This is a genomic window from Winogradskyella litoriviva (genome assembly GCF_013249065.1).
GTDB lineage: Bacteria > Bacteroidota > Bacteroidia > Flavobacteriales > Flavobacteriaceae > Winogradskyella > Winogradskyella litoriviva.
Genome location: NZ_JABRWQ010000007.1, coordinates 19,437 through 35,154, shown reverse-complemented (window position 1 = coordinate 35,154; position 15,718 = coordinate 19,437). Strand labels below are relative to the sequence as shown.

Sequence of the window (15,718 nt, the reverse complement as noted above, 5' to 3'; positions counted from 1 at the left end):
ATCTTAAAAAATAAAATATGAGAAACCTTATTATAAAAACAATCTTTATTCTATTTACAACTTATGGTTTGTCTGCACAAGCATGGATGACTAATTTAGAAATAGCTCAAAGTTTAGCTTCTGTTGAGAACAAAATGATTTTAATGGTTTGGGAAGAAACTACAAAATTTCAATACCCAGTTTTTGTAAATGATGATAAAGGAAATGTTGTTTTTATAAATAATTTGTTTCAAGATGAAGAAATAAGTCCAATTATTTGGAAAAACTTTATTCCAGTTATTGTAAGCGAGTATCAATATGCAGATTTATATGAGAAAATAAAAGGTAAAAGAAGTCAGCGATATATAGATAAGTTTAATGACGATACTATTAAAATATTAGATGTTAATGGTAATATTTTAAATGTAAATGACACATCTGAAGATTTAGAAAATATTACAGTAATGATACAGAAGTATGCTCTTAATACAGAATATATAGCTATAGAGTTAAATGGTTACCGTCAAAAAAAAGATTTTTTTACAGCTTATTATTTAGCTTCGAAATACCTGGATTTTTCAATGTATATGAAAGATAACGTTAGAGATGATATCATAAGGTTATCAAATATTTATTTGAATGAAGCTTATTCATTTTTAAATTCCGAAAAGAAAGAAGATCAATTAGTTTTAAAGCAACGAGTAGAACTCTTGGGTATTCAGCAAAGTTTAGTTGCCAAGCGTCCAAAAAAGGTATTGAGACAGTTAAAGCGTATGGATGCCGAAAAAGTTGAATCTAGCAATCAGTCCTTTGTTGCTTTTTTATACTATACAGCTTATAAGATTTTAAAAGACGAAACTAATGCTGCAGTATGGGAATCTAAGATTTCTTCTGTAAATTTGAAGAAAGCGCAAATGATTATCAACTTAAATAAAACCTGATTGGAAAGCATCATAAACTATTTCGAAACTATTCCATCTCTGCATCGAAGTCTTATTCTAGTAGGCGGACTTACTTTTTTTTGGTTTCTAGAAAGTGGTGTACCGCTATTTAAATTTAAATATATAAAGTGGAAACATGCACTACCTAATTTGTTCTTTACGTTTACAACCATTATTATAAATTTTGCATTAGCATTTTTGCTTATAGGCGTTGCAGATTGGGTTAAAGCAAACAATTTTGGTATTATAAATTGGTTGCCAGAAATGCCATTATGGTTATATGCTTTTATTGGCGTTTTGTTTTTAGATTTTTTTGGTGCCTATTTAGCGCATTATGTAGAGCACAAAGTAAAACCGTTATGGATGGTTCATTTAGTGCATCATACGGATCATAAAGTAGATACTACAACCGCCAATAGGCATCATCCCATAGAAAGTTTAATAAGATTTGGTTTTACGTTATTAGGTGTTTTTGTTGTTGGCACACCAATAGCCTTGGTAATGTTGTACCAAGCTATGTCTTTAATATTTACACAATTTACACATGCTAATATAAGATTACCAAAAGGTTTAGATAAAGCACTAAGTTATTTTATTATTTCACCAGATATGCACAAAACGCACCATCATTATAGGTTACCTTATACAGATTCTAACTATGGTAATATTTTTAGTATTTGGGATCGCATCTTTGGAACTTATATGTATTTAGATCGCGAAAAATTGGTGTATGGTGTAGATGTGTTTCCAGATGAAGTAAAAAATAGTGACATAAAACATTTGCTTAAACAACCTTTCTTGCCATATGAAAAAGCAACACTTTCTACCAATCTTGAAGATTAGCGTATTATCATTTTTTATACTATTAGTTATGAGTTGTAATACTGAAATTATACAAATTGATATACAAGGTCATAGAGGTTGTAGAGGTTTAATGCCTGAAAATTCCCTGCCGGCTTTTGAAAAAGCGATTGAATTGGGTGTTACAACGTTAGAATTAGATATTGCTATTTCAAAAGACAATAAGGTTGTTGTAACTCATGAGCCTTATATGAATCCCTTAATTTGTCTAGATGCTACAGGTGAAGTTATTCCGGATGCTTTAGAAACACATTATAATTTATACAAAATGGATTATAATGAAATTAAACAATTTGATTGTGGTTCAAAATTTCATCCTAGATTTCCAAATCAACAGAAAATAAAAACCTTCAAACCTTTATTATCCGAAGTTTTTGATTTAGTGAAACGTAAAAATTCTGATGTAAAGTTTAATATTGAAATTAAATCAGAGCAAGATTATTATAACATCTTTACACCCAAACCAGAAGCTTATGTAGCTTTAGTATTAGATGAATTAAAGAGGAATGACATGTTGAGTCGTGTAATTCTTCAATCTTTTGATATTAAAATTCTGAGAGAGATAAGAAAACAATCTCCTAAAACAGAAATAGCGCTTCTAGTTGATGAGAATGAAGAGATTTGGGATAAAATATCAAAATTAGATATAGTAAAATTACCCGAAATAATAAGTCCATATTATAAGCTTTTAGATGAAAAAAAGGTTAGAAATTTACAAGCAGAAAACTTTAAAGTAATACCATGGACTATTAATGAAGAAAAGGATATGGAGCAAATGATGAAATGGAAGGTTGATGGCATTATTACCGATTATCCTAATCGATTAATAGACCTATTATAGATTATAGTTTATGTAATTGATTACAGACAAAGCGTATTTCCTCGATTATTTTGTGCAATTCACAGGTGTTTTGCCGAAATAATTAATAAAACCTATTATGTTTAAAACGGATTAATTAATTACTGTTGAGTTAACATACATTTTGTGTAACTTAAAGTATTAATGCATTGAAAAATTTAATCCGTCTCTGTCTCGTTGTTATTCTCACTATTCTATTAAGTTACACGTTACAAGCACAAAATCATTTTGCTAAATTAGAACAGAATAGAAATAGCCAAGCTAAAGAGTTAATTCATACTTTAAATAAAACTAGAGATACCCTTATTCTTAAAAGTGATAAAATTATCAATTCGTTATATACCTTAAATCATGACGATACACGAAATATTGATTTTGAGATAGATTCTACTAATTATAAATTTCCATTAAACAAATTACCTAAAGGTAAGCACGTTTTTGTAGCCGTTTTAGAACCAAAACTAATTGTGTTTGTAGTTAAAATTTTTAATGATGCTCCAAATAATCAATCGGAAATTAGTAGAACTAGCAATTTAATCTCTGTTGAACCTACGGATGAAGATATTTTAATTGTTGATTATTAAATCAATTATAGATAAGGTATTTACTTCTTACGGTTTTAAAGGTTTCTAATCCTTCTTGCCACGTTGCTCTTATCTCGGTTTCAGACCAACCATCCTCTATTTGTTTTTGTAATTTATCCGTACCAGAATGAGCTGTAAAGTTAGAAGTGTCAAATACTTTAGATTTATCATTCGCATATTTGTAGGCATCCATTATATATTTTAAAGTAAAATGCCGTTCTGCTTTTACGTCAGACAAATCAACACCATAGCACATTTTGTTTTGGTGCTTAGGATATTTAGCACCAAAATTAGCAATAGGAGTATAGCTAAATTTATAATGGTTTTTATCTAAAAATGGAGCACCATACCTCTGAAATTGAGATTCAGTGCCTCGACCAGCATTAATATTTGTACCTTCAAACAGGCCTAAACTAGGGTAAAGCATAATAGATTGGTCATTTGGCAAATTTGGTGAAGGTCTTATAGGAAGTTTGTAAAAAGAGTTGTGCGTATAATTATCGACCTCTATAATTGTAATATTACAAGTTATACCATTTTTTAGCCAAGCTTCTCCATTAATCATTTTTGCATATTCTCCTAAGGTCATTCCATGTACTAATGGAATAGGATGCATACCTAAAAAGCTACTATGTTTTTTTTCTAAAACAGGTCCATCAAAATAGTTACCATTAGGATTTGGTCGGTCTAATATAATAAGCGGAATATTTTGCTCAGCACAAGCTTCCATAACATAATGTAAGGTTGATATATAAGTGTAAAACCTAACACCAACATCTTGTATATCAAAAACCATAACATCGATATCTTTTAGCTGTGCTATTGTTGGTTTTTTATGTTTTCCATGAAGCGAATAGATAGGTAATCCTGTTTTAGTGTCTATGCCATCTTTTACCAATTCACCAGCATCTGCAGTGCCTCTAAATCCATGTTCAGGAGCAAATACTTTATTGATGTTAATTTTAAGCGACAGTAAAGAATCAATAATGTGGCGATAATTTAAGTTGGTAAACTTTCGTGTCTTATTTCTAAAAATAACAGAAGTTAAATTGGCAACAACACCAACACGCTTACCTTTTAATAATGGTAAATATAATTCCGTTCGGTTGGCACCAACCTTAATTGGTTTTTCTGTTTTACCATTGGCTAAAATGGTATCGTTACTAATTTCTTCAATACTATGTGTAGTTTCAACTGTAATTTTATCAGCAGTATTATTCATTGAAATAGAATTAGTTTCTTCGACTTCTTGCTTAGAACTTCCTGTTTCTTCCGTTACTCTATTGCCACAAGAGAAGGGAATGAATAAAATCCCAATAATTAATGAGAATAAAACTGTATTTTTGACAACCTTAAAATGCATATATAGGTTTTGAATTTCGAGTTATTTATAGCTAAACGTATAATTGGCAATAATACGTATAAAAGTAGTGTTTCGGCACCAATTATTAAAATTGGTATTGCTGCAATCGCTATTGGTATCATTGTAATGCTTATTGCAATTGCCACAGGCTTGGGATTACAACAAAAAATTAGAGAAAAAGTAGTGGCTTTTAATGGTCATATAGAAATCACTAATTACGATAGTAATGCTTCAGACGAATCTCAAGTGCCAATCTCTATAAATCAAGATTTTTATCCAGATTTTAATACTGTAGAAGGTGTAAAACACGTACAAGCCGTAGCCACAAAATTTGGGGTTATTAGAACTGAAACTGATTTTGAAGGTGTTGTGGTAAAAGGTGTTGGAGCTGATTATAATTGGAACTATTTTAAAGAGTTTTTAGTAGAAGGCAAACTTCCTGATTATACAGAAAAACGAAATGAAGAAGTTTTAATCTCAACATATTTGGCCAACCGATTAGGATTTAAAGTAGGTGATAAATTTCAGACCTTGTTTACCGATCAGATTAATCGATTGCCAAGAATTATGAATTTTAAAATTGTAGGTATTTATAATTCTGGCTTTCAAGAACTCGATGAGAAATTTCTTATTGCAGATTTAAGACATGTACAACGTCTTAATAAATGGAAAGCTGACCAAGTTGGCAATTTTGAAGTTTTTATTGATGATTTTTCTGAAATTGATGCAGTAACGCAACAAGTTTATAAAAACACAGATTCAAATTTAAATGCCACGTCAATAACTCAAAAATATTATACAATTTTTGAGTGGATTAAAATCTTTGATAACAACACCTACGGTATAATAGCTATTATGATTATTGTAGCTGGTATTAATATGATTACAGCGCTGTTGGTTTTAATCTTAGAACGCACACAAATGATTGGTATTCTTAAAGCACTTGGAGGTTCTAATTGGACTATTAGAAAAGTGTTTCTATATAATGCCTCATACCTTATTGGTTTAGGATTACTTTGGGGAAATGTTATTGGATTGGGTTTATTATTTGCCCAAAAGTATTTTAAGTTATTTCCATTAAATCCAGATACGTATTATGTGAGTACAGCTCCAGTTTATATTAGTTTAGATTATATTTTACTACTTAATATTGGCACATTTATAGCTTGTTTATTAATGTTGTTAATTCCTTCAGTAATCATTTCTAGGATTTCTCCAGTTAAATCAATAAGGTTTGATTAATTATTTGTTGAAACCTTATTATATGATTTTGTTACAAGCTCTAAAAACATAATAACGAAGTTTTAACTTTATACATTTAACTTTTCACTTATTTTTGCAACTTCGAAATAAAACTATGGAATACGCAGAAAATATATTAGGTACAATAGGAAACACGCCATTGGTAAAAATGAATAAACTTGTGGAGGATTTACCGTGTTTAGTACTTGCCAAATACGAAACTTTTAACCCAGGAAATTCTGTAAAAGACCGAATGGCTTTGCAAATGATTGAAGATGCCGAAGCAGATGGAAGATTAAAACCAGGAGGAACTATAATTGAAGGAACATCAGGAAACACAGGAATGGGACTAGCATTAGCTGCCATTGTAAAAGGTTACAAATGTATTTTTGTAATGGCAGATAAACAGTCTAAAGAAAAGGTGGATATTATGCGTGCTGTAGGCGCCGAAGTTATTGTTTGCCCAACCGCAGTAGAGCCAGATGATCCACGTAGTTATTATTCAGTTTCTAAACGATTAGGTGAAGAAACCCCAAACTCTTGGTACGTTAACCAATACGATAACCCAAGTAATACAAAAGCACATTACGAAAGTACAGGTCCAGAAATCTGGAAACAAACTGATGGTAAGATTACACATTTTGTAGTTGGTGTAGGTACAGGAGGCACAATCTCTGGTGTTGGTAAATATTTAAAGGAACAAAACCCTAATATTAAAGTTTGGGGAGTAGATACTTATGGTTCCGTTTTTAAAAAGTATCACGAAACAGGAATTTTTGATGAAAACGAAATATATCCTTACGTAACCGAAGGTATTGGTGAAGATATTTTACCAAAAAATGTAGATTTTAGCGTAATCGATGGGTTTACTAAAGTAACCGATAAAGATGCGTGTGTTTATACACAGCGTTTAGCAAAAGAAGAAGGTATGTTTTTAGGAAACTCTGCTGGGTCTGCCATAAAAGGAGTATTACAATTAAAAGAACATTTTAAACCAGATGATGTGGTTGTGGTTTTATTTCATGATCATGGAAGTCGTTATGTAGGCAAAATGTTTAATGATGATTGGATGCGTGAGATGGGTTATATTGAGTAATCAATTGCTGCCTTGGCAATAATCATATATTAAAATAAACAAAAAATCCTGTGTATTACTCAGGATTTTGTTTGTTTAATAGGATTACTCATTCTTTATCTTCTCCAAATAACTCAGACTAAAGTTAATTTTTAATTCTGTCCACATGGGTAAATGATCACTGAGCTGAAAAGTGCGCCATTCTTTTTTATAATAGTCCTTTTGTTTGGCTTCATTGGCAATAATGCCTTCAAATTTTGCAATAGATTTTTTAATAGTTTTTTGTTTTTTTAAATCTGTTGTTTTCGCTAGTTTATTTTTTTGTTTTTTTAATTTGCCTTTTAAGTTTTCGAATACCAGAGATTGGTAATCTTTAAATTGACGTGTACTAAAAACACGATTGTAATAATTATAAGCTCCAGCACTATTGTCTTGGTCACCAAAAATAACTTCTCCCTTTTTTTCCATAAAGGCAATTTGGTCATAATGTTTTGTTTGGTACATATTAGAAGGGTTATCTTCAATACCTTTAGGAATTATATACCCATGTTTTTTTAATGTCTTCATGGTTTCATGCTCTGGACTAAAGATGTTAAAGTCACCTAATAGAATTAGATTTTCATCATAACGTTTAGCTCGTTTTTTAATGTTGCTTGCTATAGCATCAATTTCTTCAATTCGTTGTTTTAGTTTTTCACCAGAGTCTGCTCCAAAATAAATATGAGCAGTACATAATTTAAATTTAAACCAACCCGATTGAAAAGCAACCAAATATGGTGTTCTTGCAAATTGTTTTTTATCTCCAATTAGTTGGCTTGGTGTTAAAACTATTTCGCCAGCTACTTTTTTAAAAGAAACACGTTTGGTATCATAAATATAAGCCATACGTTCTCCATTACCAGAACTTCCTTCTGTTACGTCTGTCATAATGTAGTCCCAATCTTCACCCATTACATACATTAAGCGATTAAAGGCATATAGGTTTTCGTTTACTTCTTGTATAGCTACCAAATCGAAGCTCGAAATAATTTCTGACATATAAAAAAAAGCTTCTTTTGTTCTAGGTCCATAACCGTATTTATTAGAATCAAAATCTCTAATATTCCAGGTAGCAATTAAAACGTTTTTATTAAAGATTTTTTCAGGAATTCTATTATCTAAATCTTCTTTTAGGCTTGTTAATCGTTTGATAACCCGATGTCGTTCAGCAGGTTCTCGAAAATCACTTTTAAGAGCATAGTAACGCATAGATTTTTAGATTTTAAGTTGCGTTTACAAGTTAATTATAATCTAATTGAAATTTGTACGTAGAACTACGTAAATTTTTTAAAAACACGTAATAGTTTAATTGTAATTCTCTATTTTAGAGCATGCAAGAAGATTTTCTTCATTATATCTGGAAACACAAGGCCTTCGATTCGTCATTATTAAAAACCTCAAATGATGAGGTTATTAGTATTTCTAATTTAGGGCAGCATAACCATAATGCTGGTCCAGATTTTTTTAATGCACAGCTAAGTATTGGAGACCAGCTTTGGGCTGGTAATGTAGAGATACATATTAAATCTTCAGATTGGTATGTCCATAACCATGAAACTGATAAAGCTTATGATAATGTTATTCTGCATGTAGTTTGGGAGCATGATACTGAAATATTTAGAAGTGACAATTCTAAAATTCCGACGTTAGAATTAAAAAATGTTGTGGATTTAAACTTAATCCATAATTATAAAAACCTCATGCAATCTAAAACTTGGATTAATTGTGAGTCTAGCTTTTCAAGTGTCAATGAATTTGTGTTAAATAATTGGTTAGAAAGATTATACATAGAACGTTTAGAACTAAAATCTGAGTCTATAAATCAATTGTTAAAAGAATCCAATAACAATTGGGAAGCCGTATTGTTTAAAATGTTATTGAAAAATTTCGGACTTAAAGTCAACGGAGAATCGTTTTTGAGTATAGCTAATTCAATAGGTTTTTCGATTGTTCGGAAACTTCAAAATGATGTTTTAGATTTAGAAGCGTTGCTATTTGGGCAGTCAAATTTATTGTTTGATGAAAATATTGAAGATGCCTATTATATAGATTTAAAGCATCGTTACGGATTTTTAAAACAGAAATTTAATCTTACTAATCAAGGTGTTTTACCAATGCAATTTTTTAGATTGAGACCTCCAAATTTTCCAACAATTCGTTTGTCTCAATTTGCTAATTTATATAGTTTAGAACAGAATTTGTTTTCAAAAGTGATGCAATTAAATTCAAAAAATGAGTTTTATAAACTTTTTAATTTAGGAGTTACAACGTACTGGACAACGCATTATACATTTTCTAAAACCTCTAAAGTTTTTAAAAAATTAATGACTAAACCTTTCGTAGATTTATTAATAATTAACACCTTAATCCCTTTAAAATTTAGTTATGCGAAGTTTCAAGGAAAATCAATTGAAGAGGAGTTATTTCAACTTATAAAAGAAATTAAGATTGAAAATAATAGTATTGTTTCTAAATTTCTAGATTTAAAACCATTGGAAAAGAATGCGTTAAACTCGCAAGGTTTACTGCAATTAAAACAAAAATTTTGCGATAACAACAAATGTTTACAATGTGCAATTGGTAATAGTCTAATAGTTAAAAATTAGCTAAATTGCGTTATGAAACGAGCGTGTAAAATGTTTTGTTATATAAACAAAGATTACGTGTCGAGTATCAAAATATAAACTATAAAAAAACATGAATAAGCCTTACAGCTTACTATTATATTTTCAAAAACGAGGATACTACGTTTGTCAGCGTATTGCAGACCGTTTAGGGATTAGAGCAAAAATAGTAAGAACATCATTTATGTATCTCACCTTTGTTACCTTAGGTTTTGGTTTTGCATTATATGTGTTTTTAGCATTTTGGATGCGAATTAAAGATATTGTTTATACCAAACGCTCTTCTGTTTTCGACTTATAATAATTATGGATAATCCACTTTTAAGACTCTATAGATCTAAGATTTACACTGCAATTATGATGCTTGTGTTTTTAATGACTATTGGTGTTTTTGGATATCGATTTATTTCAGATTACGATTGGTTAGATGCCGTTTACATGACGGTTATTACAATTACAACTGTGGGTTTTGCAGAAGTTAACCCATTAGATACACAATCTAAGATTTTTACGATATTCTTAATTTTAGCAAGTGTGGTTATTGTCGGTTATGCTATATCTATAATTACCGAATACATTCTTAGTAGAAATAATTTTGAAGACATAAAACAACGTAAAATGCAGAAGAAAATTGATGCCATGTCTGACCATATTATCATTTGTGGTTTTGGACGTAACGGAAAGCAAGCCGCAAAAAAACTATTGGATTATGGTAAGCCATATGTTGTTATTGAACGTAATAAGGAGATTATAGAAAAATTTCAAGAAGAAGATATTCCATTTATTTATGGAAATGCTAATGAAGATGACATACTATTTGAAGCTGGTATAGAGCGAGCAAGCACCTTAATTAGTGCCTTGCCAAGTGATGCAGATAATTTATTTGTGGTGCTTTCTGCAAGGCAAATAAATAAAGAGATGTGCATTATTAGTAGAGCATCTCAAGAAACTTCTTATAATAAATTGAAGCTAGCAGGAGCCAATAATGTTATTCTTCCAGATAGAATAGGTGGTGATCACATGGCGTCACTAGTTGTAATTCCGGATTTGGTAGAGTTTATTGATAATTTAGGAATTGTAGGAGAACGCAATATTAATATTGAAGAAGTTAAAGTTGAGCAACTTTATAATGCAGCTCAAGAAAAAACGATTAGAGATTTAGACTTACGCAAAAAAACGGGTTGTACAGTAATTGGTTTTAAAGACCTTCAAGGAGAATATATTGTTAATCCAGAAGCAGATACCAAATTAATATCTGGTTCAAAAATCATAGTTTTAGGAAGACCAGAACAAATACAAAAGTTGAACTCTATTTATAACATAGAGCTAGAATAAAGACCTTTTTAACAGGTGATGCTTTAAAAACTCAATATTTTTTAGCATCTTGTCAGCTTCAAATACAAAACTAACTAACAACCCTTACACATGAAGAAATATCTTCTATCACTTTTTACACTCATTTTACCATTATTAAACTTTGCTCAAGAGGCACAAGAAGTTGGCATTGACCAGCAAATAGATGAAGCTTTTGGTAATGCAACAGGTTGGTTTGTTCGTGGAATTTTTTATCAAATAGATTTCGGTGGAGGAGTAAAAGTCTTTTGGGTATTATTCCCTTTAATTTTGGGTGCGCTATACTTTACAATCTATTTCAAGTTTATTAATTTTAAAGGTTTTTTTACTTCTGTAAATATTGTTAGAGGAAAATATGATGAATTAGACCATCATGAGTCTTTAGTTGGCGCAGGAGATTCTACACCAGGTGGCGATAACATTGAAACAATTGCAATAGAAGACCATGAAGGCGAAGTATCACATTTTCAAGCTTTAACGGCAGCTTTGTCAGCAACCGTTGGTTTAGGAAATATAGCAGGTGTTGCTATCGCAGTTTCTGTTGGTGGTGCTGGTGCAACATTTTGGATGATTGTGGCTGGTTTTCTTGGTATGGCATCTAAATTTGTAGAATGTACACTTGGTGTAAAATATAGAGATATTGATGAGGATGGTACCGTTTACGGTGGTCCAATGTACTACTTAACTAAGGGTTTAAAATCTAAAGGCCTTGGCGGATTAGGAAAAGTATTAGCATCCATATTTGCATTATTTGTTATTGGAGGTTCTTTTGGAGGCGGTAATATGTTTCAAGTTAACCAAGCAGCTCAGTTATTTGAGCACATGACGGGTGGTGAAGAATCATTTATGAATGGTTATCGTTGGGTTTTTGGTATAGTAATGGCATCACTTGTAGCAATTGTAATTATTGGCGGTATTAAGAAAATTGCAAAAGTTACAGACAAGATAGTACCATTTATGGTAGTTATATATGTGGCAGCTTCCCTTTTCGTGATTTTTGCTAATTTCAATATGGTAGGTGACGCCTTTGTTCAAATTTTTGAAGGTGCTTTTAGTCCAGAAGGAGTAGCAGGAGGAGCAATTGGTGTGTTAGTACAAGGATTTAGAAGAGCAGCATTTTCTAATGAAGCTGGTGTTGGTTCTGCATCTATTGCTCATTCAGCAGTGAAAACAAAATATGCAGCATCAGAAGGATTAGTAGCTTTGTTAGAACCATTTATAGATACAGTTGTGGTATGTACAATGACAGCCTTAGTTTTAGTAATTACAGGAAATGTAACTTCAGCAAATGCAGGCTTAAATGATGCAGATGCAATTTTGTTAACATCTGGTGCTTTTGAATCTGTTATATCATGGTTCCCATACGTTTTAACCGTTGCAGTAGTATTGTTTGCATTTAGTACAATGATTTCTTGGTCGTATTATGGTTACCAAGGTTGGGCCTTTTTATTCGGAAGAACAAAGACAACAGAATATGTATATAAAGTATTATTTTGCTTATTTGTAATAGTTGGTGCTTCCATTAGTTTAGGTTCTGTAATTGGCTTCTCAGATGCTATGATTTTTGCAATGATGGTTCCAAATATGGTTGGTTTAGTTCTACTTGCTCCAAAAGTTAAGGGAGAGCTTAATAAGTACATGAAAGCTATTAAGGAAAATAAAGCATAAATCACTTAAAACATTAATACATGAAATCCCATTTTCAGTTTTCTAATCAACAACGAAATGGGATTTTTTTATTGTTGGCTATAATAATTTGTTTACAATGTGTGTATTGGTTTGCGCCTAATAGTTTTTTTTCATCTAATGATGATATTCCATTAGATACTATTGAAATCGAAAAATTTAAAGCCGAAGTAGATTCATTACGTTTAGTTGAAATTGAAAATAAGAAACCAAAAATTTATCCTTTTAACCCAAATTTCATTACAGATTACAAAGGCTATACTTTAGGAATGACAAATGAACAAATTGATAGACTTCATAAGTTTAGAGCAACCAATCAATGGGTAAATTCAGCTAAAGAATTTCAAAAGATAACTAAAGTTTCCGACTCATTTTTAGCAGTTGTATCGCCATATTTTAAATTCCCAGATTGGGTAACTAACCCAAAACCTAAGTTTCAAGATTATAGTAATACTTATGCAAATTCTAAAACACCAAAAACTTATGAGCAAAAAATAGATTTAAATATAGCCTCAGCATCTCAATTACAAAAGGTTTATGGTGTAGGAGAAAAGTTATCCGAAAGAATTATTAAATACCGAAGTAAATTTAACGGTGGTTTTATTTCAGATGTTCAACTAACTGAAGTTTACGGTTTGTCTCCTGAGGTTGTAGAACGAATAAAAAACGATTTTACAGTTAAGACACCAAGAGCAATTAAAACCTATAATCTTAATACAGCAAGTAGAGATGAACTAGTAACTATTCAATATATAGATTATGAAGTTGCGCATCACATCATAGAAGAAAGGACACTTAGAGATGGATTTAAATCAATTGAAGATTTATTAAAAGTAGAAGATTTCCCAATCAAGAAATTCGATATAATTAAGTTATATTTGCATCTTTAACAAACAACAATTTATGTCTAATTTATATTTTACTGAAGAGCACAATTTGTTTAGAGAAAGTCTAAGAGATTTTTTACAAAAAGAAGTGCTGCCACATATTGATAAATGGGAAGAAACGGGTAGTATAGAACGTTTTATCTGGAAGAAGTTTGGAGATATGGGTTATTTTGGGTTAGCAACACCTGAAGCTTATGGTGGACTAAATTTAGATTTATTTTATACAGTTATTTTTCTAGAAGAATTACAACGTATTAATTCTGGTGGCTTTGCGGCTGCAATGTGGGCACATGCTTATTTAGCAATGACACATCTAAACAAGGAAGGAAACCATGCACAAAAAGAAAAATATTTAACACCAAGTGTTTTAGGTGAAGCTATAGGATGTTTATGTATCACCGAGCCTTTTGGAGGAAGTGATGTTGCTGGTATGAGAACTACAGCAGTAAAAAAAGGAGACACGTTTGTAATCAATGGTTCAAAAACGTTTATAACAAATGGTGTTTATAGCGATTACTTAGTTGTTGCTGCAAAAACAAAACCCGAGTTAGGAAATAAAGGGATTAGTATTTTTGTAATGGATAGAGATACACCAGGAATTTCTGCAACAAAATTAGATAAGTTAGGTTGGAGAGCTTCTGATACCGGAGAAATTGCTTTCGATAATGTGGTAATTCCTGCCTCAAATTTAATGGGCGAAGAAAATCAAGGATTTCCATATATAATGCAACATTTTGCCTTAGAGCGATTAATAATGGGTGTTAACGGACATGCGAGAGCAGAGTATGCTTTAGAATATGCAAAACAATACATGTCAGAAAGAACTGCTTTTGGGAGAACTATTGATAAATTTCAAGCCTTAAGACATGCATTTGTAGAATGCGAAACACAAATGGAAATTTGTAAGCAATTCAATTATTATGTTGCAAAACGTTTAGATATGGGAGATTATGTGGTGAAAGAAGCAACCATGTCTAAATTGCAGTCTACTAAAATGGCAGACGATGTAATATATCAATGTCTTCAATTTTTAGGTGGTTATGGTTATATGGAAGAGTATCCATTAGCTCGTATGGCTAGAGATAGTCGTTTGGGGCCAATTGGAGGTGGAACTTCTGAAATCTTAAAAGAGATTATCGCTAAAATGGTAATCGATAATAAGGATTATAAACCTGCTACTTAATATAATAAGTTTTAATAAATTGAATTATAAATCCTGCCTTAGAGCAGGATTTTTTATTTTAAAATTCAATATTTATTAGGGTAAATAGTTATATTTAAAGTTCATCAATAAAAAAGAATGAGTATCAAGGCTTTTAAAGACTATCTATTATTAGAAAAAAAATATTCTAAACATACGGTTTTAGCATATACTACAGATATTGAAAATTTTCAAAGTTTTTTAAATCAAAATCATGACACTGACAATTTGGTAAGGGTCGGTTATTCTGAAATAAGACAATGGATTGTGGAATTGGTGGATAGTAATATTTCAAACCGAACTATAAACAGAAAAATATCTTCATTAAATACATATTATAAGTTTTTACTTAAAACTGAAGGATTAGAGGTAAATCCGTTAAAACAGCATAAAGCATTAAAAGTTGGTAAAAAAATACAATTGCCTTTTTCTCAACAAGAATTAAAGACGGTTTTAGAGCAATGCATAGAAGTAGTAGATTTTGAAAGTGCAAGAGATTTTTTAATTATAGAACTTTTTTATGCTACAGGAATTAGACGTATAGAGCTAGTAAATTTAAAATTATCAGATGTTGATAATAGTAATAATCAAATAAAAGTTTTAGGTAAAAGAAATAAAGAAAGGTACATACCATTAATTAAATCTTTAGCAAAAGCCTTAGATTGCTACTTGGATTATAGAATGAAATTACCAAAAATAGAAGATAAAGAGATGTTGTTTTTAACAAAAAATGGTCTTAAAATATACGAAAAACTTGTTTACAGAATAATAAATAAGTATTTTAGTAAAGCATCCACTAAAGCAAAATGCAGTCCTCATGTATTGAGACATTCATTTGCAACTCACTTATTAAATCAAGGTGCAGATTTAAATACTGTTAAAGAATTACTTGGACATACTAGTTTAGCTGCAACCCAAGTTTATACACATAATAGTATAAGTGAATTAAAAAAAGTATATGCAAATGCGCACCCTAGAAATAAACATTAGGCATAAGCTTAATACTAATTAATAATAAATTGAT

At 30.8% G+C, this 15,718-nt stretch carries 15 protein-coding genes; 13 read left to right on the top strand and 2 right to left on the bottom strand.

What is annotated here, in order from left to right; translation table 11 throughout:
• The first annotated feature begins 17 nt into the window (after positions 1 to 17).
• From HNV10_RS15005 to HNV10_RS14990, 4 genes are all read left to right on the top strand, one after another.
• The gene (locus tag HNV10_RS15005) at positions 18 to 920 is read left to right on the top strand and encodes a hypothetical protein (RefSeq protein WP_173302212.1); all 903 of its coding nucleotides are present in this window, start codon (positions 18 to 20) and stop codon (positions 918 to 920) included.
• Entirely contained in the window at positions 921 to 1,763 is an 843-nt protein-coding gene (locus HNV10_RS15000; RefSeq protein WP_173302211.1) for a sterol desaturase family protein, read from the top strand.
• Between the two features lie 28 nt (positions 1,764 to 1,791).
• Positions 1,792 to 2,622, top strand: coding sequence for a glycerophosphodiester phosphodiesterase (locus tag HNV10_RS14995; RefSeq protein ID WP_173302210.1), 831 nt, complete (start codon positions 1,792 to 1,794; stop codon positions 2,620 to 2,622).
• Positions 2,623 to 2,789: 167 nt separating this feature from the next.
• Complete coding sequence (locus tag HNV10_RS14990; RefSeq protein ID WP_173302209.1) at positions 2,790 to 3,224, top strand: hypothetical protein; 435 nt, start codon at positions 2,790 to 2,792, stop codon at positions 3,222 to 3,224.
• A gap of 1 nt (position 3,225) precedes the next feature.
• Here the strand turns inward: HNV10_RS14990 and HNV10_RS14985 are convergent, their stop codons facing one another.
• On the bottom strand, positions 3,226 to 4,587 hold the full coding sequence (locus tag HNV10_RS14985) for an exo-beta-N-acetylmuramidase NamZ family protein (RefSeq protein WP_173302208.1): 1,362 nt from the start codon (positions 4,585 to 4,587) through the stop codon (positions 3,226 to 3,228).
• A gap of 9 nt (positions 4,588 to 4,596) precedes the next feature.
• On the opposite strand from HNV10_RS14985, the gene HNV10_RS14980 reads away from it, so the two are divergent.
• Both HNV10_RS14980 and HNV10_RS14975 read left to right on the top strand, forming a co-directional pair.
• Positions 4,597 to 5,829: an ABC transporter permease gene (locus tag HNV10_RS14980; RefSeq protein WP_173302207.1), complete on the top strand. Its 1,233-nt coding sequence runs from the start codon at positions 4,597 to 4,599 to the stop codon at positions 5,827 to 5,829.
• 115 nt (positions 5,830 to 5,944) lie between these two features.
• Entirely contained in the window at positions 5,945 to 6,925 is a 981-nt protein-coding gene (locus HNV10_RS14975) for a PLP-dependent cysteine synthase family protein (protein ID WP_173302206.1), read from the top strand.
• An 84-nt stretch (positions 6,926 to 7,009) separates the two neighbouring features.
• Here HNV10_RS14975 and HNV10_RS14970 read toward each other — a convergent pair whose 3' ends face one another.
• Positions 7,010 to 8,152, bottom strand: coding sequence for an endonuclease/exonuclease/phosphatase family protein (locus HNV10_RS14970; protein WP_173302205.1), 1,143 nt, complete (start codon positions 8,150 to 8,152; stop codon positions 7,010 to 7,012).
• A 122-nt stretch (positions 8,153 to 8,274) separates the two neighbouring features.
• Here HNV10_RS14970 and HNV10_RS14965 point away from each other — a divergent pair, with 122 nt between their 5' ends.
• The 7 genes from HNV10_RS14965 (at position 8,275) to HNV10_RS14935 (ending at position 15,684) form a co-directional block, all read left to right on the top strand.
• Complete coding sequence (locus HNV10_RS14965) at positions 8,275 to 9,549, top strand: DUF2851 family protein (protein ID WP_173302204.1); 1,275 nt, start codon at positions 8,275 to 8,277, stop codon at positions 9,547 to 9,549.
• A 91-nt stretch (positions 9,550 to 9,640) separates the two neighbouring features.
• Positions 9,641 to 9,868, top strand: a complete 228-nt coding sequence (locus HNV10_RS14960; protein WP_173302203.1) for a PspC domain-containing protein — start codon at positions 9,641 to 9,643, stop codon at positions 9,866 to 9,868.
• Positions 9,869 to 9,873: 5 nt separating this feature from the next.
• Positions 9,874 to 10,902, top strand: a complete 1,029-nt coding sequence (locus tag HNV10_RS14955) for a potassium channel family protein (protein ID WP_173302202.1) — start codon at positions 9,874 to 9,876, stop codon at positions 10,900 to 10,902.
• 90 nt (positions 10,903 to 10,992) lie between these two features.
• The gene (locus HNV10_RS14950) at positions 10,993 to 12,588 is read left to right on the top strand and encodes an alanine/glycine:cation symporter family protein (protein ID WP_173302201.1); all 1,596 of its coding nucleotides are present in this window, start codon (positions 10,993 to 10,995) and stop codon (positions 12,586 to 12,588) included.
• 20 nt (positions 12,589 to 12,608) lie between these two features.
• Positions 12,609 to 13,496: a ComEA family DNA-binding protein gene (locus HNV10_RS14945; protein ID WP_173302200.1), complete on the top strand. Its 888-nt coding sequence runs from the start codon at positions 12,609 to 12,611 to the stop codon at positions 13,494 to 13,496.
• 13 nt (positions 13,497 to 13,509) lie between these two features.
• Positions 13,510 to 14,676, top strand: coding sequence for an acyl-CoA dehydrogenase family protein (locus HNV10_RS14940; RefSeq protein ID WP_173302199.1), 1,167 nt, complete (start codon positions 13,510 to 13,512; stop codon positions 14,674 to 14,676).
• A gap of 117 nt (positions 14,677 to 14,793) precedes the next feature.
• Positions 14,794 to 15,684, top strand: coding sequence for a tyrosine-type recombinase/integrase (locus tag HNV10_RS14935; protein ID WP_173302198.1), 891 nt, complete (start codon positions 14,794 to 14,796; stop codon positions 15,682 to 15,684).
• Positions 15,685 to 15,718 lie beyond the last annotated feature (34 nt).